Origin of the sequence: Sorangium sp. So ce1504, assembly GCF_051521635.1 — a bacterium.
GTDB lineage: Bacteria > Myxococcota_A > Polyangia > Polyangiales > Polyangiaceae > Sorangium > Sorangium cellulosum_B.
Genome location: NZ_CP150365.1, coordinates 12,894,831 through 12,917,538, shown reverse-complemented (window position 1 = coordinate 12,917,538; position 22,708 = coordinate 12,894,831). Strand labels below are relative to the sequence as shown.

The window sequence follows — 22,708 nt, the reverse complement described above, 5'->3', positions numbered from 1 at the left end:
CCTGGCCGGCCATGGCGGCGCCCAGGCGCTGGTCCATGCGGCGTGCGGCGGCGTCAGCTATGGAGACGGGGCATGCACTACTTCCCTGACGAGCCTTGCGTCCCCGAGCAGCAGCAGGCGACCGCCGCCATGCACCTCCGCTTCGAAGACGTCAGCCAGAACGGGCGGGTGATGCTGGACGCGCTGCCGCACGGCCTCGGGCCCGCGGTCTGGGTGAAGCTCCTGCGGGCGAGCCCCGTCGAGGCGCTCATGCTCACGCAAGGGATCATCCCGATCCTCACCCGCCTCATCATCGAGGGCGGAGAGGGGCCGATCGCGACGCGGGAGCCGCTAGAGCTGCAGGGCCGCTACCAGCTGGCGCACACGGAGGACGCCACCTCCCAGGTGAACCGGCTGATCCTGGCCATGTGGCTCTCGGCCAGCGGGCGCCGCAGCCGGACCTACGGCCCGCCGCCGCCCGGCGCGGGCGAGCCGATCCAGGTCGGTCGCGTGTTCGCGGAGCACGTCTTCACGCGGCCCTTCGCGGCGCCCGAGGCGCGCAAGGTGCTGCGCTTCGAGTCCCCGGATCTGCCGGCGGTGCCGCCCGAGCGCTACGACTTTCGCTCGCCGGAGGCGTTGATGGGCCTGCCCGAGGGCGCGGAGCCGCTCGACGCGAAGCCGACCCTGGATCCGATCCCGGTGGCGTTCGGCCTGGATCACACGGACGGGAACCAGCACGTGAACTCGCTCGTGTACCCGCGGCTCTTCGCGGAGGCCGCGCTGCGACGTCTCTCGGCGCAGGGCCACAGCACGGCGGTGCTCGCCCGGAGGGTGGAGATCGCCTACCGCAAGCCGTGCTTCGCGGGCACGCAGGCGAGGATCATGCTGCGCACGTTCACCCTCGGCGGCGCGCTCGGCGCGCTCGGCGCGTTCGTGCCGGACGCGCCGGAAGACCCCGCCGGCGCAGCCCCCGGGGCGCGCGCAACCTGCTACATCCGCACGCTGTTCCAGGGCTGAGCCGGCGCGAACGCGAAGACGGCGCGCCCTCTGGAAGGACCGGCGTTCCGGGTCGACGCCGCGCGCAGCGGCGCGCGCGATGACCGGCCCGCTACGCGCTCACCGTGCGGGGAAGGCCGGCGCGATCGGCGATCTCGTCGTGGAAGGCGCGGAACGTCGACTCCTGGGGCCAGGAGGGCGCGTCGGCGAGGAGCTCCTCGACGCGGGTGAGCTCGCCCTCGTCGATGGCGACGACGGCCGCGGCGTAGCGCATGGCCCAGAAGACGAGCGGGCTGGCCTCGCTCGCGCGCTCCAGCAGCGCGCGGTCGCCCGGCACGCTCGTGTGAGCGAAGGCGCGGGCGAGCGCGCCGGCTGCCGATCGCAGGGTGACCACCCGGCTGCGAAAGGGCGAGCTGATGTCCGGGAGAGGGAGGCGCGCCAGGCGACCCGCCTGCGCGAGCGCCGTGTCGCGATCGCCCTCGAAGGTGCAGAGGAGCGTGTCGAGGAAGAGGCGGTGCTCGAGGGCCGCTTCCCACGCGGGCCCCCGCTCGGCGGCGGCCATGGCCGCGCGCGCCTTCTCGACCCAACCATAGGCCGCGAACGCCGTCGCCGTCATGAGCGGTGCCATCGTGGCGGGGTGCGGGACGCGGTGAAGCGACGACGACCAGCGCCGCAGCACCGAGCCCACATCGCCCGAGCGCAGCAGCCGGCGCAGCTTGCGGCGCGCGAGCCAGCGAGCCGCGGCGAACACGAGAACCACGCTGAGCACCGCCGCCATGATCACCGGCTGCTGCCAGGCGAACCGGAGCGCGGCCGCTGCCAGCGCTGCGGAGCCGATGAAGAGAAGCACCGGAATCAGCCGGCTGCCCCGTCCCTCGTCCTCGGAATCGAACGGATTCACGACACCTCCAAGCGTACGGGGCTTCCTGAACGAGGCAAGCCCTGGCCGATGCCGCTCCAGGTCGATCGCTCGGCGCACACCACCACCCTTTGCACACCCCGATCGCAGCTCACGCTCACACCTCACTGGCACCGCCCTCACCCCCGATGGCTCCGAGGAGGGAACCCAACGTGGGCGACGCTGCGTTCGCGAAGGGCGCCGAGACGCCATGGCCCACGAATCGCCGCCGCGCGCGCCGTGGGGCTCGACATGGGGATGAGGTTCGACTACGAAGTCCCTGCGTCAGGCAACAGCGCCTGGACCTCATGGGTCCGCCGACAGCGCGCCGTGAACCCCGCCAGGCCCGGAAGGGAGCAACGGTAGCGGAAAGCGAGTGTGGCGGGCCCACTTACTTTTTGTCGGTCAGTTGTGGGCCCGACGCGCTTCTGCGCTCACCTCGGGACGCGGTCCCAGAGCCGGGCCGCCGCCGCGCTGATGCAGGCCTCAAGGGGCGTCGAGCGCCGCCGGCGCGATGGGCGCGACGGGCACGGAGAACAGCGCCTCCGGGCTCGTCACGATGCGCGGGACATCCGCGTCGCGCAGCGGGCTTATGCCGTCAGCGGGCAGACGCTGCTGCACGATGCCCGCCGCTTCGTCGCCGCCCTCCAGCGTCACGGCGGAGAGGCGGCTGTCCAGACCGACGCCGCCGTCGATGAGCACGCTCGCGCGGCGTGACGGGCTGATGGAGGGGTTGAGGGACTCGAGCCCGTTGCCGCTCAGGACGAGCCCGAAGATCGCGGCCTGCGCGCGCTCCTGCCAGCTCACGCCGTCGCCGACGACCTCCTGGGCGAGCCCGCCGTCCGCGCTCACCACCGCCGAGTCGGCGAAGGTCCCGGCGATGCGCATGCCGTCGATGATGATGCCGCGCGCGTCGCCGCTCATCCCCAGGCCGATGGCCCGGTTCTTCTCGAGGAGGCCTCCCGTGAGCTGGACGGTCTGCTCCGGCGTCGTGTGCTGGATCCAGATCCCGGGCTGGTTGCCGCTCACCTCGAAGCCCTCGCCGCTCTCGCCGAGGGCTGCGTTCGCTCGATCGATCAGGAGACCGAACCCGGTGTTGTCGGCGACTTTGAGGGCCGCCGCGTCGAGGGTCGAGCAGCCGGACACGGAGATGCCGCCGCTCGGATCGAACCCGCTCAGGCCATTGCCGCTGACCTCGACGCCAGACATCGAGGCGCGCGCCCCGACGAGCGACACGCCGACCACCTTGCTGTCGCGGACGAGCGCGTCCTCGACGTGGAGCTCCACCGGCGCCTCGCAGTCACAGCCGCCGGTGCACTGCGCCCACAGCCCCGGCCCCTGCGAGCCCGAGACGACGGACCGCACGACGGAGACGCGGCCGGCGTCGAACGCGCTCAGGCCGTACCGCGCCGAGCCCTCGATCGCCGACGCGACGAGGTCGAGCGACGCGCCGAGGCCGAGCGTCACGCCGTCGGACGCGCTGCCGACGACGCGCACCGCCTCGATCCGCGCCCGGGCGCCGGCCGCGATCCGCACGCCGCCCTCGCCCACGGTCAACGCCCGGAGGACGGCGCCGTCGCCGGCCGCGAGCGAGACCGCCGCGACGCTCACGGAGCCAGCGCCGCGGCCGAGCAGGCTCACGCCGGGGGGCAGATCGATCGGGCCGTAGGCGCCAGGGCCGAGCGCGATGCACGCCCCAGGTCGAGCGGCGTCGGTGGCCTGCGAGAGCGCGGCGGCGCTCGAGACCTCGATCACCTCGGCGCAATCGACCGACGCGGCGCAGAAGTCCCCGCCGCAGAGCGCTCCCGCGGGGACACCGATGCACGCGCCAGACGCCGCGCGCGCGCCAGGGCACCCGCCCGGCGGTGCGGGATCCGACGCGCACCCGAGCGCCGCCGAGCCGAGCGCGGCCGCGGCGGTCAGAACGATAGCTGCCTGATTCCAAGACTTGATCATGACGAACGTCTCCCGCGCGGCACGTCGCGCTACCTGACGAGAAAGGGTCAGCGCCTCAGGGATCCGAGAGCAGCGCGCGGCACTCGGCCGCCCGCGCCGCGAGCTCGCCGTCCCGGAAATGCGCCGCCAGCGAGGCGGAGAGCTGCGCCACGGCCGCCTCGGCGCGAGGGCGGGTCGAGGCGTCGCGGAGGGCCGCGCGGCAGATCCGCGCGAGGCCGAGCGCGACGTCCGCGAGGTACACGCGCCCGCCGCCCACCTCGGCGAGTCGCAGCGCCGCGCAGCCGGACTCGAGCGCCTCCCCGACGTGGCCGGCCGCGAGCAGCGCGGCGGCGAGGTTGCGGTACGCGTCCGGGAGATCGGCGCCAGCGCCGGCCTGCTCGCCCAGCCTCACGGCGCGCCGCGCGTGCTCCAGCGCGGCGTGCGGGCGCGCGAGACGGAGCTCGACCTCCGCGAGGTTGTTGTGGCCCGACGCGATCGCCTGGAGATCACCGAGCCGCTCCTTCAGCGCGAGCGCTCGGGCGAACACCTCCCGCGCGCCGCCGAGATCGCCCTTCGCGAACAGCACGGCCGCGACGCCGTTCAGCGCGAAGCCCAGCGCCTCTGGGTACGCGCGCTCGTCGACGGACCGCGCGGCCTGGCGGTAGCAGCGCTCCGCCTGCACCACCCGACCGCGCGAGTAGAACACCGTCCCGAGCGCGAGGAGCAGCTGCGACGCCGCCACGCGGCGGCGGTCGTCGCCTCGATGCAGCGTCCGGCAGATGCGCAGGCTCCGAAGCGCGACCGCGCGACACGCGTCGAGGTCGCCGGCGCGCCGGTGGAGCGCCGCGAGCAGCCCGTACATGGGGAGCGTCTCCGGGGCGGCGCCGCCGCGCTCCGCGAGCGCGATCGCGCGCTCGATCAGCGCGCGCGCGTCGGCCGTCGCGCCGCGCACCTTGAGCACGAGGGCGAGGCGGAAATCCACGCGCGCATCCCAGAACAGCGCGGCCTCCGGGCCTTGCGCGGGCGGCGCGGAGGCGCGCCGCTCGACGCGGAGGATCCGCGTCCGCGCCTCGAGGTACGCGCGCTCCGCCTCGTCGAGTCGGCCCGCCCTGCGGAGGGCGTCGCCGACGTCGAGCAGCAGCGCCGCGCGCTCGTGCCAGGCGAACAGCCGGCGCTCGTCGCCCCCCGGCGCGGTGGCCGACGGGGCGCGCGCCGCGGAGCCCCTCGCCGGGGCGCCGTCCGCCGCGCTCGCGTGGATCTCCCGGGCCCGCTCGAAGTGCCGCAGCGCCTCGGCGTTCTGCCCGAGCGACGACGCGCTCGCCGCCGCGCGCGTGTAGGCGAGCGCCGCGCTCCGCGCGTCGCCGCCGCGATCATGGTGGAGCGCCGCGAGCGCCTCCCCGAGCCCCCGCGGCGCGCGCGCAGGCGAGCGTCCCGCCGAGACGCCGTCGACCCAGGCGGCGACCGCGCGGTGCATGGCCCGGCGCACCTTGAGGCTGAGCGTCTCGTAGGCGATCTCCTGGGTCGCCGCCTCGGCGAAGACGTACTCGCAGTCCTCGGGGAACGTCGACGCGTCACGCGCCTGGATGATCTGCTGATCCCGGAGCCGCCGCAGCACGTCTGCGGTGCTCGATCCGCCGCCGTCGAGCGGCGCGGCGCCGCGGAGGTGGTCGATCGCGCCCTTCCAGAACGTCCTGCCGACCACGGCCGCCTGCGCCAGGACCGCGCGCGCCTCGCCGTCGAGCCGATCGAGCCGCGCCTGGACGATGCCCTGGATCGTCGCCGGCAACGAGAGCCGGGCGAGCTGCTCCTCGTGCAGGATCCAGGGCTCGCCGAGGCGCCGCTCGAGCGCGCCGGCGTCGATGAGGAGGTACAGCGTCTCGGTCAGCGTGAGCGGGTTGCCCTCGGCGCGCTCCGCCAGGGCACGGATGGCCTCGGCGGAGCAGCGCGCGACGAGGCGGAGGCGCTCGCGCGCCATGTCCTCGATGTGCCGCCGCGGCAGCGGGCCGAGATCGAGGCGCGCGTGGCTCGCCTTCCCTTCGCCCCAGTGCGGCCGCCGCTCGTAGAGCTCGGGCCGGGCCGCGCCGACGAGCAGCAGGGGCGCGTCCGACAGGCGCACGGCGAGATCGTCGAAGAGGTCGAGGCTGGCGTCGTCCGCCCAGTGGATGTCGTCGAGCAGCACGACGACGGCTCCGCGCGCGGCCATCGCTCGCAGCAGCATCGCGACGGCCGCGGCCACCCGCTTCGCCACCTCGGCGCCGCCCTCGTCGGGGACGATCGCCGTCGCGGGCGCGGCTTGCGCCGCCGGGCCCGGGCAGAGCACGGCCGCGACCTCCGCCAGCGCGTCCTCCAGGGCGAGCGGGTGCGGCGCGCCGCCGGCCTCGCCTCCGGCGTCGACGCCGAGGACGCCGCTCGCGAGCTTGCGCAGCACGACGTCGCGCGCGTCGCCGTCCTGGACGCGGAAATGAGCGCGGAGGAGCGACGCGGCGAGGTGGTAGCTCGCATCCATCGACAGCGACGAGCACGCCGCGCCGAGCACGATGCACGGCTCCGCCTGCGACAGCGCCCTCGTCCGGACCTCGTCGAGGAGACGGCTGCGGCCGATGCCGCCCGCGCCGATCAACGAGACGAACATCGCGCGCCGCTCCGCGATGACCGTCTCCAGCGCCTCCGAGAGGCGCTGCACCTCCCCCGCCCGCCCGATGAAGCGGGTGCCGAGGCCGAGGAAATCGGATCCCGCGCCCGATCCGCTCGCGAGCTTCAGCACACGGAAGCCCGGCGCGCCGTCGCCTTGCGGCTCGACCTGGAAGAGCCCGGCCACCTGCCGGAACGTGGGCTGCGCGATCATCACCGCGCCGGGCACGGCGGCCTGCTGGAGCTGCGCGGCCGCCCTCAAGGCCTCGCCGGAGGCGTCGACCGGGGCGCCCCGCCCAGTCGCGCCGCTCACGAACAGCCTCCCTGTGCTGATGCCCACGCGCAACCTCGGCCGGGAGCGCGGCGGCAGCTGGACAGGGAGCGACCCGGCGTCGAGCGACGCGAGCTCCAGCCCGGCGCGGACAGCGCGCTCGGCGTCGTTGTCGCTCGCGCGCGGCGCGCCGAACAGCGCGGTGACGACGCCCTCGCTCCTGCCCTGCACGACGCCCCCGAGCGCCTCGACGCGCTCGCGGACGAGCTCGCGGCACGCCTCGCGGAGCTCCAGCTCCTGCTCGGGATCGAGCGGCTCCTGCCCGTCGTCGCCGGCGACGACGATCTCCGCGGAGAGCACGGTGCAGACACGGTACTCACCCGCGGGCGCCGCGACCTTCGCCCCGCCCGCGGGCGCCGCGACCTTCGTGGCGTCCGCGGGCGCCGGGGCGGCCGGGAGCGCCGCGCTCGGACCCCGCGGAGACGCCTGGTCCGCCCTCGGCGAGATCGCGGAGAGCGGGGCAGCCGGCGGCCGGAGCGCGGAGCCGGCGCGCGCGGACGCGAGCGCTTCTCCGAGCTCGCGCGCGTCCCGGAAGCGCGCTGCGGGCTCGACCGCGACGGCCCGCGCGACGACCGCCTCGAGCGCGGGGCTCGCCTCGACGCCGAGCCCCGCGAACGACGGCCGCCTGCGCGGGTCCACGGCGGCGAGGTAGAGCTCGGCCCAATCGCGCCCGTCGATCGGCTGCTTCCCCGAGGCCAGCTGCAGCAGCACGAGCCCGAGCGCGAACACGTCCGTCCAGGGCCCCGTCGCGCCGAGCTTCGGCTCGAACTGCTCCGGAGCGCCGTAGAGCGGCGTGAACACGTGCAACGTCGGCGACGTCGCGAGCACCTGCGTCGTGTCGCTGGGGCTCACGCCCCGCGCCGCGGCCACGGCTCGCCTCGTCTCCGCGAGCGCCTTCGACAGCGGCATCGACGCGTCGATCACCTTTGCGATGCCGAAATCGACGACCTTGATCGTCGTCGCGCCGGGAATCTCGACGAGGAACAGGTTCGCCGGCTTGACGTCGCGGTGAGAGACCCGCTCGTCGTGCGCCATCGCGAGCGCGCCCACCGCGGGCGCCAGGAGCTCGATCGCCTCGTCGACGGAGTACGGCGCGCGCCCGGAGGCGCGCCGCGCCTCGATGTGCTGCGCGAGCGTCTCTCCCTCGAGCCACTCCATGACGATGTACGGCGTCCAGCAGCCCTCCGGCGAGGTCGCGGCAGAGACGTCGAGCGCCTGGACGATGCCCGTCGTCCGGCGCGAGAGCCGGTGCAGCAGCCGGGCCTCGCGCTCGAACGTGTCGAGCAGCGACTGCCGCTCTTCCGGCAGGAGATCTGCGGGGATCTTCAGGCACTTGACCGCCACCTGCTCCTGGAATCCCAGGTGGGTCGCCCGGTAGACCACGCCGAACGTCCCCTCGCCGGCCACGGCGTCCACCAGCAGCTTGCCGCCGATGGTGCTGCCCACCCAGCCGAACGGGTCCCGCGCGATCATCCGCGGAAATTCTACTGCCCGCGCCGCGGCACCGGGAGCGCGCCGCCTCGCAGCGATGACGATCGCTGCCCCGCGCGCGCTGGACCACCTCGACCGCCACGGCCGGGGAGCCCCGCGAGCCCCGCGGGCGCGAGGTGCGCGCGACGGCAGTCGCCCTGCGCGCGCGTCCGTGCTACGCAGCCGGCTGCTGGGCGTGCCCTCGGTCCTGGCGACCGTCCCGCGAACGCTGCCGCAACGGTCCCCGGAACGGATCGCACGCGCGCAGCGGCAGGGCGTCGCTCGTCGTCCGGCGCGACTCTGGGGTGCGATGTGGCTGAGCCGGAGATTCTTTCCCGCGATGGTGGCTCGCTCGAGCTCCTGATCATCACCCAGAGCTCGATGAGCACCCGACAGCTGCCGGGCTCGGGCAGCGTCGTCCTGGGCAGGGACGAGGACGCCGGCATCTGCGTCCCCGACTCCTCGGTGTCGCGCCGGCACGCGGTGCTGCACCTCGGCCCGCCGCTCCGGATCGAGGACCTCGGCAGCAGCAACGGGACCCGCGTGCGCGCCCGGCACTGCAGCGCGGCGACCGAGCGCCTGATCGATGTGGGCAAGAGCACGCCCGCGCGGGGCGCTGCGGTCGAGCTCTCGCCCGGCGACGTCATCTACCTCGGCGCCGCGCGCGTCGTCCTCCGCCAGAAGGGCGGCGAGCGGGACGCGGGCAAGGACGTCATCGTCAAGGACGACGCGATGCGCGCCGTCTACGAGCTCGCCGAGCGCGTCGCGAACGGCCCGATCAACATCCTCCTGCTCGGCGAGACGGGCGCCGGCAAGGAGGTGCTGGCCGAGGCGATCCACAGGGCCTCGCCGCGCGCGAGCCGCCCGCTCCTGCGCCTGAGCTGCGTCGCGCTGTCCGAGTCGCTGCTCGAGAGCGAGCTGTTCGGCCACGAGCGCGGCGCCTTCACCGGCGCCGTCCGGGCGAAGCCGGGGCTGCTCGAGACGGCCGAAGGGGGCACCGTGTTCCTCGACGAGATCGGCGAGCTGCCGCCCTCGATCCAGGCCAAGCTGCTCCGGGTCATCGAGGAGCGGAAGGTGATGCGGGTCGGCGGGCTGACCCCCATCAAGATCGACGTCCGCTTCGTCTCGGCCACGCACCGCGACCTCGAGGCCGAGGTGAGCCGCGGCGCGTTCCGGCAAGACCTGTATTTCCGGCTGAACGGCGTGACCCTCTCCATCCCGCCGCTGCGCGAGCGGCCCGGGGAGGTCGCGGCGCTGGCGCAGCTCTTCGCGGAGCGCACGGCGAAGGAGCTCTTCCCCGGCGAGGCGAGCGCCGCGTCCGTTCCGATCTCGCCCGCGGCCCTGGCCGGGCTCCAGCGCCACAGCTGGCCAGGCAATATCCGGGAGCTGCGCAACGTGCTCGAGCGCGCGGTGATCCTCGCCAACGGGGCGCCCATCGGGCCGGAGCACCTGCTCCTCTCCCCGCTGGCCGATCCCACCCGTCCATCGCATGCCATGCCCCTTCCGGCGCGCCCGCCGCAGGCGCCCTCGAACGCGCGTGCGCCGGCGCCGGCGCCAGCGTCTACGATTGCGAGGAGCGTGCCCGACGGCGCGAAGAGCGCGCCGGACGGCGTGGACCCGGGCCCCACCCGGCTGCGCGACGCCATGGAGGCCCACGAGCGCGAGCGCATCGTCCAGGCGCTCGAGCAGTGCATGGGGAACCAGACGCGCGCCGCGGCGCTGCTCGGGATCTCACGGCGCACGCTGGTCGAGCGGATCCGCGTGTACGGGCTGCCGCGGCCGCGCAAGGCCTGAGCGTTGCGCAGATCGCCGCGCAACCTGGCGTCGACTGCGCGAGGGCTCGCTCAACCGAGCGGCCGCCCGCGCAACACCTCAGGCGGGCGTCTCGCGCCGCTCCAGCGGGGCGAGCTCGATCCCGAGCTCCGTGGCGAACCGGAAGATGCGCTCGTCGCGGTAGAACTCGCCGAAGACGACGCGCGAGAGCCCGGCGTTCGCGATCATCTTGAAGCACCCCCAGCAAGGCGAGGCCGTGACGTAGACCGTCGCGCCGTCGATCCGCACCCCGTTCCGCGCGGCCTGGATGATGGCGTTGGCCTCCGCGTGGATCGTGCGCACGCAGTGGCCGTCCTCGATCAGGTGCCCCTCCTCATCGCAGTGAGGCAGCCCCCGGATCGAGCCGTTGTACCCGGTCGCGAGGATGCTCTTGTCGCGCACGATCACCGCGCCGACGTGCTTCCGATCGCAGGTCGCCCGCGACGCGACGACCTCGGCGATGCGCATGAAATATTCATCCCACGAAGCCCGATGCGTCATCGCTCACCTCCACGACGGGGGATCCGCGCCCGCCGCCCCCTCGACGTCCCTTCGACGCCAAGCGACCCGCGCTCGCCGATCCCTCCAGAATGTTCAGGGATCCGCCCTCCGGTCCCCCTCGCGAAGGGCCCGGCGTCGCGCGCCCGCGGCCCCGGCTGAGCCGCGCCGCGCGCCCAGCGCGCGCTTCTATCACGACGCCGGGCGCCGCGGAGCCCCCCGCGGGCACGGGACCGCGCGAGGCGCCTCGACAGCGAGGCCCGGCGCGTGGTAGCGCGCGGGGGTGAGCTCCGCCGCCCCCCGAAGGTCAGATCGCCGCATCCTCGTGCTCGGCTCCGGGGGGCGCGAGCACGCCCTCGCGCGTGCGTTCGCCCGATCGCCCTCGGTCGCCGAGGTGATCGTGGCGCCCGGGAACGCCGGGACCCACGCGCCAGCGGGCGCCGGCCGCGCCCCGATCCGCCGCGTCGACCTCCCGTCCCTGTCGCCTGCCGAGGCGACCCGGCTCGCCGTCCGCGAGCGCGCCGACCTGGTCGTCGTCGGCCCCGAGGCGCCGCTCTGCGCCGGCGTCGCCGACGCGCTCGCCGCCGAGGGCGTCGCCGTCTTCGGGCCGAGCCGCGAGGCGGCGCGCCTCGAGGGGTCGAAGGCGTTCCTCAAGGAGTTCGCCGCCCGCCACGGGATCCCGACCGCGCCGTTCCGGATCGTGCGCTCCTTCGACGAGGCGGCCCGCGTCATCCGCGAGCGCGGCGCGCCCATCGTCGTGAAGGCCGACGGGCTCTGCGCCGGCAAGGGCGTCGTCGTCGCGACGACCGTCGACGAGGCGCTCGCGGCCGCCAAGGACATGCTCGTGGATCGCCGCTTCGGCGACGCCGGCGCGACCGTGATCCTCGAGGACGCGATCCAGGGCGAGGAGGCCAGCCTGCACGCCATCAGCGACGGCGAGGCGATCTTCGTCCTGCCGGCGGCGCGCGATCACAAGCGCGTCGGCGAGGGCGACACCGGGCCGAACACGGGCGGCATGGGCGCGTTCGCGCCGAGCGCCCGCGTCACCCCGGCCCTGACCGCGCGCGTCGAGCGCGAGATCCTCCGGCCGACGATCGACGGCATGCGGGCGGAAGGGAGGCCCTTCCGCGGGGTGCTGTTCGCGGGCCTGATGATCACGCCCGCCGGGGACCCCATCCTGCTCGAGCACAACGTCCGCTTCGGCGATCCCGAGTGCGAGGCGCTGATGGAGCTGCTCGAGGGCGACGTCGCCGAGCTCTGCGCGTCTGCCGCGGCGGGCGCGCTCGCTCCCGGGGCGGCGCGCGTCGCCCCCGGCCGCCACGCGCTCACCGTCGTGCTCGCGGCGCGCGGCTACCCCACGGCGCCGGTGACCGGCGACGTCATCCGCGGCCTCGACGCTGCGGCCGCGGTGGAGGGCGCCTTCGTGAACCACGCGGGCACGGCCGAGCGGGACGGCGCGGTCGTGACCGCGGGGGGCCGCGTGCTCGCCGTCACCGCCGCGGGCGACTCGCTCGCCGAGGCGCGGGAGCGCGCCTTCCGCGCCGCGAGCGCCATCGACTTCGACGGCAAGGTGCTCCGCCGCGACATCGGGGTGGACGGAGCGCGCGCGGCCGGGTGAGGCGGCACCATGGAACCCATCGTCGATCTCGCCCCAGGCGCTGAGGAGAACCCGCTCGCGGCCTACCTCGGTCACCTCATCCGCGAGCACCTCGCGCGCGACCCGAAGCGCGCCTCCGATTTCCGGGCGCTGCGCGGGTCGGTGCTCGTCGTCGCGCAGGACGCCGATACGTCCATGACGATGCGCTTCGACCACGGGCGGCTCACCATCCACGACGGCGCCATCGGCATCCCGTCCGTCACGTTCTGCGGCGACGAGTCGGCGCTCCGCCGGCTCCCCGACGTCGCGTTCCACCGCTGGCTGCGCCTCCCGAAGCTGGGGGTGCTGCACCGCCGACAGAGCGGCCCCCTGCGCGACCTCGCGCGCCTCGTGGCCCGCGGGGAGCTCAAGATCTACGGCCTCGTCGCGCACCCAAGGCTCCTCCTCAGACTGCTCCGGGTCCTCTCTCGCCTCCCCTGAGAGCCTCGCCCAAGCCGGTAGCAACGCCGCGCGACGACACGCGGCACCATGCGACGACGATGCGGCGACGATGCGGCGACAATAACTGGTGTGATACTGTAAGGCGGAAGCGGACGTCCCGTCCGCATTGCACGGCCGTTCTTGTGGGCTTGCAAACCAATGCTACACGGCCCGAAAGCTGTCTTTTGACGGCCTGTTGGGCTGTTGGTATGGCTCGATCATGGGCATCCGATTGCGCTACCTCGCCCACGATCTCGAGGTGCCGCTCGGCGAGTTCTTCATCGGACGGAGCGCGGACTGCCAGCTGTCGCTGGACGACCCGCTGGTGTCGCGCAGGCACGCGCTGCTGACCGTCGGTGAGGGCGGCGTCGCGATCGAGGATCTCGGCAGCCGCAATGGCGTGCTCATCAACGGGGCTCGGATCGCGGGGCGCCAGATCCTGTCGGACGGCGACAAGATCGCGATCGGGGGGCAGGAGATGTTCCTGCTCGGGGCCATCGAGCCGAGCTCGGCGCACTCGCCGCGGAGCGCGCCGCTCTGGACGAGGCAGCAGAACGCGCGCACGGTCGACATGAGCGAGATGCCCGCAGGCGAGGACGACGGCGCGACGGCCATCGCCTCCCGGAGGTCGCTCCCCGGGCTCGTCCCCCAGCACCCGGACAAGCGCGTGCACGCGCTCAGCCTCATCGGCAGCGTCGCCGACAAGGCGCTCGCCCTGGGGCGCGTCGACGAGGCCGAGCGCATCCTCCAGCGCTCGCTCAGCGACATCCTCACGAAGGCGCGGGACGGGGGCGTCGGCGCCGTGCAGCCCGAGCTGGTCGAGAAGGCAAGCATGTATGCGGCCCGCCTCGCCGCGGCGACGGGTCGGGGCTCGTGGATCAACTATATTTTCGAGCTGAATACCCGGCTCGAGCTCCTCCTCCCCGCCTACCTCGTCGATGAGCTGTATAGTGTCCTGCGCAAGGTGAAGGCCGTCGACATGTCCATTCTCCGTGGCTATGCGAAGCGGCTCCGCGAGCGCGCAGGCGAGCGTACGCCGGCGGAGCGGTTCATCCTCCAGCGCATTGAAGGGCTCGAGCGCCTCGGCGCACTGAAATAGACCATGCCTTTCCGCCTCCGGTACTTGGCGCACGATTTCGAGCTCCCCGAAGGGCCCTTCGTGATTGGCCGGAGCGGCGACTGCCAGCTCTCGCTCGATGACCCGCTGGTGTCGCGGCGCCACGCGACGCTGCAGGTGCGCAACGACGGCGTGGCCTTGCACGATCTCGAGAGCAGGAACGGCGTGTACGTCAACGGCACGCGCATCTCCGGCCAGCGCGAGCTGACCGACGGCGACCGCATCATCATCGGCAGCCAGGAGATGCTGCTCTACGGCGGGGAGGAGTCGCGCCCCCACGACGCCTACGGGGTCGAGTTCCGCCGCGCGACGGCGACGCTCGGCGCGATGGCGCTGACCGAGATGCGCAAGATGTCGGACGACCCGACGGAGCTCACGAGCCCGACGGGAGACGGCGGATCCAAGGGCTTCCAGTCGCTGCGCCTGCTCGCGAGCCTCGCCGACAAGGCGCTGGCGATGGGCCGCAGCGAGGAGGCAGAGCGCATCCTGCAGACGGTGCTGATCGACATCCTGAGCCGCGCGCGGACGAACGTGCCGCTGGAGATGCCGGCCGCCGAGCTCGCCGCGCGCTACGCGGCTCGCCTCGCCGGCGCCACGACCAAGGGGACGTGGGTCAACTACGCGTTCGAGCTCTTCACGATCGCGCGCCGCCCGCTGCCCGGCCCCGTCGTCGACGAGCTCTACACCGTCGTCCGGCGCGTCAAGACGCTCGATATCCAGCCGCTCAGGATCTACCTCGACGACCTCCGCCGGATGGCTCCGTCGTTCGGTCCGACCGAGCGGTTCTTGATGCAGCGGATCGAGGGTCTCGAGCGCCTCGTCGCGGCGAAGTAGCCTCCGCATCGCCGCCGTGCGTCGCGGGAGCGGCGGCCTCTGGCGGCACGCGCGACACGCGCGAGGCCGGCGGCTGCGCCGCGCGAGCGGCCCCGTGTGGGGCAGGCGGCGGCGACACACGTGGAGCCGGCGCCGCGGAGGGCTGGAGCGGCGGCGACACACGTGGGGCTGGCGCCGCGGAGGGCTGGAGCGGCGGCGGTGCGTTGCGGGGACGCGCGATCGCCTCGGCTTCCTGCCAGCCGAGGTTCCTCGCGGCGGCCTTCGCGATCGCGTCGCGCAGCTCGGTATCGGCGACCTTCCCGAGCTCTCGCCGCACCTCGACCGGGAGCGGCGCCTCCTTCGGGGTCGGGCGGACCTCCTCGCGCCACGGCGGCCGCGCGACCGGCTCCACCTTGCCCACGCGGAACCGGAGGGACTGCACCGGGAGGCCGCGCGACCGGAGCTGCGCGGTGATGGCGTCGCCGAGCAACGAGAGCTCCTGCGCCCACATCGAGCTCGCCGCGCGGACGTGGAGCACGCCGCGCTCCAGCTTGAGCGGCCGCGCGCGCGCGGCGATCCGGGACCCCACGGCCGCTTCCCACTCGCGGAACGGCATCGGCGAGGTGTCGACCTCCGCCGGCGCCGAGAGCGAGGACCCGCGCTGGATCAGCGCACCCAGCCGTTCGATCCCACCTCCGCTCCGACGCGACATGCGCGCCGAGCGTAGCAGCCTGACAGCGCCGTGCTCCGGCAGAGCGCGCCGTCCAGGCTCGCCCAGCGTCACGGACGGCCAGCCCCTACGGCGCCGCCTTGTGACCAAGGCGGCCGCCCGCCAGGGCGAACCACCCGCCCTCGGCTGCCTGGCGACGAACGATCGTGAGGGGCGCTCTCGGTACCGAAGGTGGGACTCGAACCCACAAGCCCTTGCGGACAGCGGATTTTGAATCCGCCGCGTTTGCCATTCCGCCACTTCGGCTCAGCGCTGCGATGTCAGCGAGCTCCTGGAACCGTAGATCACCGGGCACGATCCTGGCAACGGTTTGAGCGCCTGAGAGCCTGAGAGGCTGCGAGCTTGCGAGCCCGAGAGCGGTCGCGCGGGCAGGAGGCGCGGCGAAGCCAGGAGCAGCGCCGCCGCGCCGCCGCCACGCATCGAGGCGCGGCCTGCGATCGCGGCGCGGCGAGAGGTCACACCACGAAATCCAGCATCTGGAGGCGCGTCAGGTAGTCCTGGAGCGCAGAGGCGTACTCGTCGATCAGGAGATCGAGCTTCACCAGCGCGCCGTGATCGTCGACCGCGTCGATGGTCCCGCTCACCGGGATCTCGCGCGCGGGCAGGACGAGCACGCCGCTCCAGTGCGCGCCCTTCGCGACGTCGCGCAGACCGGCGAGGCGCAGCCAGCCGTCCGAGAGCTCGACGACGGGGATGAGGGCGCCGCTGTCCAGACGGACCGAGCTCTTCAGCGTGTGAGCCGGCTCGACCATGTAGTGGGAGCGCCGGTTCTTCTCGATGAGCTCCTCGAGGGTCGCGCAGATGACCTTGCTCAGCGGCGTCTCCTCGCTGTCGAGCACGAGATCGAGGAGCCGCTTCATCGCCTTCTGCGTGCGGATCAGGTTCGCGCGGGTCTCCTCGAGGCGGCGCGCGTCGCGCCGGATCTTGCCGGCCACGACGTTGAGCAGGTTGTTGTAGAAGGGGTACGCGACGTCCCCGTGGTCCTCGAAGAAGTCCTGGAGCTCGGCAACGCCGATGCGCCAGATCTCCGAAGGCTGCGTCGTCACCGCCGTCGTCGTCCGCCGGAAGCCGGTCAGCGCGCCGAGCTCGCCGATGGGCGAGATGGGGCTCAGGCGGAAGCGCGTCTCGCCCGCGTCGAGCAGCGCGACCTCGCCCCGGACCAGGAGGAACAGGTGCGCCGGGGCGCTCCGGGCCTCGAAGAGCACGTGGCCGGACGGGACCTCCTGGCGCTGGAACGCCTTCATCAGGTCATCGAGGTGATCCTCCGTGATTCTCTCGAACAGCGGGATCGCGTGCAGGTCGGATGGGCGGACCGCCATGGGATGACACTCCTCTTCAACATGGGTCGGGCTCCGCGTCCGCTTCGTCGCGGGACACGGAGCCTTGCGGCGCGCACGAGCTCTGCGTGGACCGCGGGAGCGGCATCCTACTCCAGGTCCCGAGCCGAGGAAGAGGGATGGCCTCGCCGCAGCGAGGTGCGCGCGCAGGACCGCGAGCCCGCGCACCTTCTCGCATCGTAGCCGCGCAGCGCGTCGTCGCGTCGTCGCGTCGGCGAGCGGCGAGCGGCGAGCGACGATCGCGCGGTCGCTCGGTCGACGGTCGGTCGGCCGACGGGCGCCGACGCGCGCCCGAGCGCCGTGGAGGTTTGCCCCGCTGGCAGGATCGGGTAGGTGCCGGTAACGTCGCCCGGGTGATGCCGTCCGTTCGCCAAGGGCTCCCCGCCGCGATGCGCGTCTCGCCGCTGCGCCGCTCGCTGCTGCGGCTCGCCGCCATCGGCCTCGCCCTCCTCGCCGCCTCGTGCGGCTCCGCGTCGTCCGGAGCGCCGGTCAGCGCGGAGCCGGCGCCGCCGCCGAAGCCGCGCAACGCGGCCGCGATCGCGCAGTCGATCGCCGGGGGGAAGGTCTCGGTGCTCGTCTACGGCGACAGGACCCGGGGACACCCCATCATGGCGCGGCTCGCGGGGCTCGATCTGTGGGGCCCCGTGCTCACCGGCACGGGGCTCGATCCGGAGCGGGACGTCGAGCGCGCCTTCGTCACCGCGCCGCGCGCGGACGCGGCCCACGAGGCGGTGGTCGTCGTCCAGCACAGCGTGCCGCCGGATAGGCTGGCGTCCGGCCTCGACGCGCTCCTCTCGCGCAGCCAGCCGCCAGGGACCCGGGAGAGCGGGCTCGGCGTGCCGGCGGTGCGCGTGACCATCAAGGGGCACACGCGCGTCGTGGCGACCGTGGAGCCCGACTTCCTCGTGGTCTTGCCGGTCGCGCGGGCGCGCGAGGCGCGGCGCTTCCTGGGCACGGGCGGCTTCCCCGATCCGACAGGCGACGAGGCCGCGATCGCCGCGGCGATCGACCCGGCGCGGACGCTGAAGGGACCGCGGGAGGCGCCCCGGGTGCCGCCCACCCTGAGATCGCTCGAGGCCACCGTGACGCTGACCAAGGACGGCGGCGCCACGGTCGCGCTCGACGGCGCGAGCGAGAGCCCCGAGCTCGCCGCCCGCGACGCGGCCTTCCTCAACGAGGAGATCGAGCGCGCGACCTCGTTCCGCATCGCCATCGTGACGGTCCGCGTCGTCGACCCGATCGTCTTCTTCGCCGAGGGGGACCGCGTGAAGTCGAACCGGCGCGTGACGCCCGGGGAGCTCGACAAGCTCTTCGGCCTGCTCAGCGCCGTGCTGCCGCGGTAGGCTGCCGCCCGATGCGACTCGTCAAGATCGGAATCGCCAACGTCAACGCGACCGTCGGCGCCGTCCGCTCGAACACCGACCGGTGCCTCTCGCTCGCCCGCGCGATGGCGCGCGACGACGTCACCCTGGCGGTCTTCCCGGAGCAGGTGATCGGCGGCTACGCGGCCGAGGACCTCGTGCAGTGGCCGGCGTTCGTCGCGAGCCAGCAGCGCGAGCTCCGCCGGTTCGCCGAGGAGACCGCGCAGCTCCGCACCGTGTTCGTCATCGGCGTGACCGTCGGCGTTGGAGGCGACCTCTTCAACGCCGGCGCCATCGTCCACGCCGGCCGGGTGCTCGCCTTCTCCCCCAAGGAGAAGCTGCCGACCTACAACATCTTCTACGAGGCGCGGACGTTCTCGCGCGGCATGCCGCTCATGGAGCTCGACGCCGACGGCGTGCTCTGCGGCGATCGCGTCTACGCCTTCGATTTCGGGACGATCGCCGTCGAGGTGTGCGAGGACATCTGGTCGCCCGACGGCCCGATGCGGCGCCGCTGCTACGCCGGCGCCGAGATCGTCTGCAATATCTCGGCGTCGCCGTTCCGCGCCGGGGTGACGGGCACCCGGCGCGAGATGATCGCGACCCGCGCCTCGGACAACCAGTGCACGATCGCCTACGCGAACCTGGTCGGCGGCAACGACGGGCTCGTCTTCGACGGCGGCGGGTTCATCAACCAGAACGGCCGGCCGATGCTGGAGGCGCCGCGGTTCCGCGAGGGGTTCTCCGCGTCCGTCGTCGACCTCGACCGGACCACGCGCTGCCGCCGCGAGGCGAGCACCTGGCGCAGCGATCTCGAGGAGTTCCGCCGCGCCTCCGCGCGCATGGTGCAGGTCCTCCGGATCGACGGGGAGACCGCGGACCGCGCGCGCCTCGCCTACCCCGCCCCGCCGGCCGGCACGACGCCGTTCCTGCCCTCGGCGGCGCTGCCCGCGATCTCCGCGCGCGACGAGCTGCTCGACGATTTCTACGAGGCGCTCGCGCTCGGCGTCGCCGACTACTACCGCAAGATCGGCGCCTTCAAGAGCATCGGCCTCGCGCTCTCGGGCGGCCGCGACTCGCTCCTCACGCTGCTCGTCGCCTGGCGCGCGGTGCAGCTCATCCACCCGGGCCTCGAGGGCTCGGCCCTGCGCGAGCGGATGGGGGCGTCGCTGCGCGCGTTCTTCATGCCCTCCCGCTACTCCAGCGACGCCACGCACCGCGCCGCCGCGCAGATCGCCGACGATCTCGGGGTGTCGTTCGCGGTCATCCCTATCGAGGACGCGTTCCCCCGGGAGCTCGAGGCCGCCCAGGCGATGGTCGGCGAGGGCGGGCAGCTCACCGAGCTCACGAAGCAGAACGTGCAGGCGCGCATCCGCGGCGGGCGCATGTGGAACTGGGCGAACACGAGCGGCGCGCTGTTCCTGCAGACGGGGAACATGAGCGAGAAGGCGCTCGGCTACACCACGGTGGGCGGCGACCTCGAAGGAGCGTTCAGCGTCATCGCCAACCTGCCGAAGACGGTGGTCATCGCGCTGCTCGAGCGCCTCTCGCAGCGCTTCCGCTTCCAGGGCATCCAGCAGACGCTCGCCACCACCGCCGGGCCGGAGCTCGCCGAGAACCAGTCGGGCGAGGCCGAGCTCATGCCGTTCGAGGTCCTCGACGCGTGCCTCCACCTCTACGGCGCCGAGAAGCTCGCCGCCGACGAGGTCGCGGCAGCGCTCCCGAGCCTGTTCCCCGACAAGGACCCCGCCGCGCTGCGGGCCTGGGCCGAGAAGTTCGCGACGCTGTTCTCGAGATCGATCTTCAAGTGGGTGCAGTCGCCCATCGCGATCCACCTCGGCTCGCTCGATCTCGACCGCGAGCGCGCGCTGCAGCTGCCCGTGGTGCAGCGGACCGAGTGGAAGGGCGGCTGAGCCAGCCGCCAGGGCGCGGCCGCCGCCCTGCGCCGCGCGATCGGCGCTTCGATCCGCGGCGCGCCGGCGGGCAGCGCGTCAGTTGGCGGCCTTCTCGACGGAGGCCAGGGGCCCCTGCCTGCCGTCCTTCCCGTCCCTCGAGGCGCTCTCGATCCCGTCGTGGCCGGCAGCCATGCCAGGAGCCACGGGCGTCACGGCGGGGCGGATCAAGCCGTCCGCTGAGAAGCGCTCGAGATCCTCGGTGACGCGGCGGAGATAGGCCTGCTTGATGTGGAACGGCAGGAAGGCGCTCTTGAAGCCGGCCACGATGGTCGCCTTGATCTCCTTCAGCCCGAACCCCATCTTCGTGTGGCAGTGCCAGAGCTCGTGGGACACCGTCGTGTCGGTGACGAGCCGGTTGTCGGTGTTGACGGTCACGCGCAGGCCGAGGCTCTGGTAGAGCTTGAGCGGGTGCGAGGCGAGGTCGCGCACGGCGCCGGTCTGCACGTTCGACGACGGGCAGCACTCGAGCGGGATGCGGTGATCGTTGATGTAGTGGAGCAGGTCGCCGTCCTCGCGCAGGCGGCAGCCGTGGCCGATCCGGTGCGCGCCGCAGACGTGGAGCGCCTGCGCGATCGACTCGGGGCCGTACGCCTCGCCGGCGTGGATGGTGCAGTTGATGTTGTTCTGCCGCACGAGCTGGAACGCGGCCTTGTGGTGCTTCGCCGGGTGGTCGTACTCGGCGCCGGCCAGGTCGAACCCGACGACGCCGCGGCCCTTGTACGCCACCGCGAGCTCCGCCATCTCCAGCGACGACTCCGGCGAGATGTTGCGGATTCCGCAGACGATGACGTTGCTCTCGATGCCCAGCGCGTCGCGCGCCGTCCTGAGCCCGGAGAGCACCGCCTCGACCACGCTCGTGAGCCGCAGGCCGAGGCGGGTGTGCAGCATCGGCGAGTAGCGGACCTCCATGTAGCGCACGTTCTCGCGCGCGGCGTCCTCCGCGAGCTCGTAGGCGACGCGGTGGAGGGCCTCCTCGGTCTGCAGGACGCGCAGCGTGATGTCGAACGCCTTGAGGTACTCGACGAGCGAGCCGCAGTTCTGGCCCAGGTTCATCACCCTGCGCAGCTCCGCCGGCTCGTACGTGGGGAGCTCGACGTGGTGGGTGCGGGCGAGCTCGATGATCGTCTCGAGGCGCAGCGAGCCGTCGAGGTGGACGTGCAGATCGGTCTTGGGTAGTTGCCGGAAGAACTCCAGGGGGAGCTTGCCGGCTAGCTCGGGATGATCACTCATGAGCTATTCTGTCACCCGGCGACCAGCCGCGAAAGGCAGCGCAGGGCGCGACGTCGCTCACGATCGCTCTGGCGAGGACGAGGAGGGCGCGGCGCCGCCCTCGCCCGCCGCGCCGCGCGAGCGATCCCTTCCGCCCACGAGCACGGCGACAGCGGCCGCGCCGAAGAGGGCGACGAAGAGCCACGGGAGCGGCAAGCTCATGTCGTCCCCGGCGGCCTCACGGCGCAGCGCATCGCGGATCCGCTCGGGGTTGTACGCCACAACGAGCCGCCGGCCGACGTAGGTCGTCGGGAGCCCGCGCGCCTCCATCCGCCCATACAGCGCGACGTCCGCGTCGATGGCGGCCTGGGTCTCGGGCGCGGCGAGGCAAGCCGCGAGCTCCGCGGCGGAGAGGCCGAGCGGCGAGAGGACGGACGCGACGCGCTCGTCCGTGAGCTTGCTGGGCGCCGCGCTGTAGAGCAGCGCCGCGGCCTGCTCGCGCTTGTCCTCGGGCGTGCAGACGTAGGCCTTCGCGGCGGGGAGCGCGCCGGGGTGGATCGGGAGCGGCACCATCTTGCGCACGTGGCGCACCCTGTCGCCGTAGGGTTCCTCGATCTTGCTCAGCTCGGGGTGCAGCCTGCGACAGAAGGGACACTCGAAGTCGGTGAAGGCCACGATCGTGATCTTGCCCGGCTCCTGCAGCGCCGCGAGCTCCGGCGGGAGCGGCGGAATGACCGGGTGGCTGCCCCAGAGGAACGGCAAGCCGATCGCGGCCGCGGCGGCCGCGCCCCACACCGTGACGCCCAGCGGCCCGCCCTGGGCAGCGCGCTCGAACGCCCTGGCCGGCATGCGCCGCGCCTGCCGCGCGACGAGGGCGGACGTGATCGCCGCGGCGAAGGCCGCGAGATCGACCGCGATGCACCACGCGCAGAACGCGCCGATCACGAAGCTCTGGAGCCCGAGGAGCACCGCGGCGGCGAGGCCGCCGACGGCCGAGGCGGCCGCGATCGCGGCGTGGTGCCAGCGCGCCCGCGCGAGCAGCGAGGCGGTGAGGAGCGTCGTGAAGGCGGTGAGGCCGAGGTTCGGCAGCGGGACGCCGAGGAAGCGGCTGTACGGCGAGATCCTGACGGCGAAGCACCCCGACGTGACGCCGCAGAACGCGGGATCGCCCGCGTTCTGGTACTCGACCACGAGCGCCGCGCTCGCCGCGATGGCGACGAAGAGAGCGAGCCGGAAGAGCGTGACGAAGAACCGGGCGCGCCCAGCCTGCCGCTCGTCGCTCGAGGACAGCGACGCGGGCGCCTCGGGGCTCGCCTGAGGCGCCTCCGCGCGCCCAGGCCGTCCGTCGCGTCCTTCACGTCCTTCACGCCGGTCGCCGGCCGGACGCACCGCGAAGACGTTGCCCCTGCCGGCGAGGGCGACGAGGAGCACCAGCGCGAGGAGCAGGGCGATCGAGTTCAGCAGCATCGGTCGTTGCGGGTGCGTTGCAGGTGGAGGAGGGGTGGGTTCGAGGCATACCGGACCCGGGCGGAGACAGCCAGCGCGAGGAGACTCGTGCT

At 73.6% G+C, this 22,708-nt stretch carries 16 protein-coding genes, 1 tRNA gene and 1 other RNA gene; 9 read left to right on the top strand and 9 right to left on the bottom strand.

Translation table 11 applies throughout. The annotated features are described in order from the left end of the window. Positions 1 to 72: 72 nt before the first annotated feature. Positions 73 to 996 (top strand): hypothetical protein, encoded by a 924-nt coding sequence (locus WMF39_RS48805; RefSeq protein WP_437743273.1) that lies wholly within the window; start codon positions 73 to 75, stop codon positions 994 to 996. A 91-nt stretch (positions 997 to 1,087) separates the two neighbouring features. Here WMF39_RS48805 and WMF39_RS48800 read toward each other — a convergent pair whose 3' ends face one another. Then, entirely contained in the window at positions 1,088 to 1,876 is a 789-nt protein-coding gene (locus WMF39_RS48800) for a hypothetical protein (protein ID WP_437743272.1), read from the bottom strand. A 303-nt stretch (positions 1,877 to 2,179) separates the two neighbouring features. Between WMF39_RS48800 and ffs the strand changes: the two genes are divergently transcribed. Further along, positions 2,180 to 2,269, top strand: an RNA gene (ffs, locus tag WMF39_RS48795) — signal recognition particle sRNA small type. 90 nt (positions 2,270 to 2,359) lie between these two features. On the opposite strand, the gene WMF39_RS48790 is transcribed toward ffs, so the two are convergent. Together WMF39_RS48790 and WMF39_RS48785 are read right to left on the bottom strand one after the other, a co-directional pair. After that, entirely contained in the window at positions 2,360 to 3,829 is a 1,470-nt protein-coding gene (locus tag WMF39_RS48790) for a hypothetical protein (protein ID WP_437743271.1), read from the bottom strand. Positions 3,830 to 3,884: 55 nt separating this feature from the next. Further along, the gene (locus WMF39_RS48785; protein ID WP_437743270.1) at positions 3,885 to 8,243 is read right to left on the bottom strand and encodes a protein kinase domain-containing protein; all 4,359 of its coding nucleotides are present in this window, start codon (positions 8,241 to 8,243) and stop codon (positions 3,885 to 3,887) included. Positions 8,244 to 8,552: 309 nt separating this feature from the next. On the opposite strand from WMF39_RS48785, the gene WMF39_RS48780 reads away from it, so the two are divergent. After that, positions 8,553 to 10,034: a sigma 54-interacting transcriptional regulator gene (locus WMF39_RS48780; RefSeq protein ID WP_437743269.1), complete on the top strand. Its 1,482-nt coding sequence runs from the start codon at positions 8,553 to 8,555 to the stop codon at positions 10,032 to 10,034. Between the two features lie 78 nt (positions 10,035 to 10,112). Here WMF39_RS48780 and WMF39_RS48775 read toward each other — a convergent pair whose 3' ends face one another. Next, on the bottom strand, positions 10,113 to 10,553 hold the full coding sequence (locus WMF39_RS48775; protein WP_272096750.1) for a deoxycytidylate deaminase: 441 nt from the start codon (positions 10,551 to 10,553) through the stop codon (positions 10,113 to 10,115). 280 nt (positions 10,554 to 10,833) lie between these two features. Between WMF39_RS48775 and purD the strand changes: the two genes are divergently transcribed. From purD to WMF39_RS48755, 4 genes are all read left to right on the top strand, one after another. Continuing rightward, on the top strand, positions 10,834 to 12,168 hold the full coding sequence (purD, locus tag WMF39_RS48770; protein WP_437743268.1) for a phosphoribosylamine--glycine ligase: 1,335 nt from the start codon (positions 10,834 to 10,836) through the stop codon (positions 12,166 to 12,168). A 9-nt stretch (positions 12,169 to 12,177) separates the two neighbouring features. Then, positions 12,178 to 12,627: a hypothetical protein gene (locus WMF39_RS48765; RefSeq protein ID WP_437547888.1), complete on the top strand. Its 450-nt coding sequence runs from the start codon at positions 12,178 to 12,180 to the stop codon at positions 12,625 to 12,627. 220 nt (positions 12,628 to 12,847) lie between these two features. After that, positions 12,848 to 13,726 carry an FHA domain-containing protein gene (locus tag WMF39_RS48760; protein ID WP_437296770.1) on the top strand — a complete coding sequence of 293 codons (879 nt, stop codon included), beginning with the start codon at positions 12,848 to 12,850 and terminating at the stop codon, positions 13,724 to 13,726. A gap of 3 nt (positions 13,727 to 13,729) precedes the next feature. Next, positions 13,730 to 14,578 carry an FHA domain-containing protein gene (locus WMF39_RS48755; RefSeq protein ID WP_012241622.1) on the top strand — a complete coding sequence of 283 codons (849 nt, stop codon included), beginning with the start codon at positions 13,730 to 13,732 and terminating at the stop codon, positions 14,576 to 14,578. Here the strand turns inward: WMF39_RS48755 and WMF39_RS48750 are convergent. From WMF39_RS48750 to WMF39_RS48740, 3 genes are all read right to left on the bottom strand, one after another. Then, complete coding sequence (locus WMF39_RS48750; protein ID WP_437748131.1) at positions 14,469 to 15,173, bottom strand: DciA family protein; 705 nt, start codon at positions 15,171 to 15,173, stop codon at positions 14,469 to 14,471. The two genes, WMF39_RS48755 and WMF39_RS48750, sit on opposite strands and share 110 nt — an antisense overlap. Positions 15,174 to 15,450: 277 nt before the next feature. After that, positions 15,451 to 15,533: transfer RNA gene (locus tag WMF39_RS48745), tRNA-Leu, on the bottom strand. Positions 15,534 to 15,742: 209 nt separating this feature from the next. Next, positions 15,743 to 16,606 carry a Crp/Fnr family transcriptional regulator gene (locus tag WMF39_RS48740; RefSeq protein WP_437743267.1) on the bottom strand — a complete coding sequence of 288 codons (864 nt, stop codon included), beginning with the start codon at positions 16,604 to 16,606 and terminating at the stop codon, positions 15,743 to 15,745. Between the two features lie 374 nt (positions 16,607 to 16,980). Here WMF39_RS48740 and WMF39_RS48735 point away from each other — a divergent pair, with 374 nt between their 5' ends. Together WMF39_RS48735 and nadE are read left to right on the top strand one after the other, a co-directional pair. Further along, positions 16,981 to 17,967, top strand: a complete 987-nt coding sequence (locus WMF39_RS48735; RefSeq protein WP_437743266.1) for a hypothetical protein — start codon at positions 16,981 to 16,983, stop codon at positions 17,965 to 17,967. Between the two features lie 11 nt (positions 17,968 to 17,978). Then, a complete protein-coding gene (gene nadE, locus WMF39_RS48730) occupies positions 17,979 to 19,898 on the top strand; it encodes an NAD(+) synthase (protein ID WP_437743265.1) in 1,920 nt (639 codons plus the stop codon). Between the two features lie 78 nt (positions 19,899 to 19,976). Here the strand turns inward: nadE and add are convergent, their stop codons facing one another. Together add and WMF39_RS48720 are read right to left on the bottom strand one after the other, a co-directional pair. Then, a complete protein-coding gene (gene add / locus WMF39_RS48725) occupies positions 19,977 to 21,170 on the bottom strand; it encodes an adenosine deaminase (protein ID WP_437743264.1) in 1,194 nt (397 codons plus the stop codon). A gap of 57 nt (positions 21,171 to 21,227) precedes the next feature. Beyond that, on the bottom strand, positions 21,228 to 22,616 hold the full coding sequence (locus WMF39_RS48720; protein WP_437743263.1) for a vitamin K epoxide reductase family protein: 1,389 nt from the start codon (positions 22,614 to 22,616) through the stop codon (positions 21,228 to 21,230). Positions 22,617 to 22,708 lie beyond the last annotated feature (92 nt).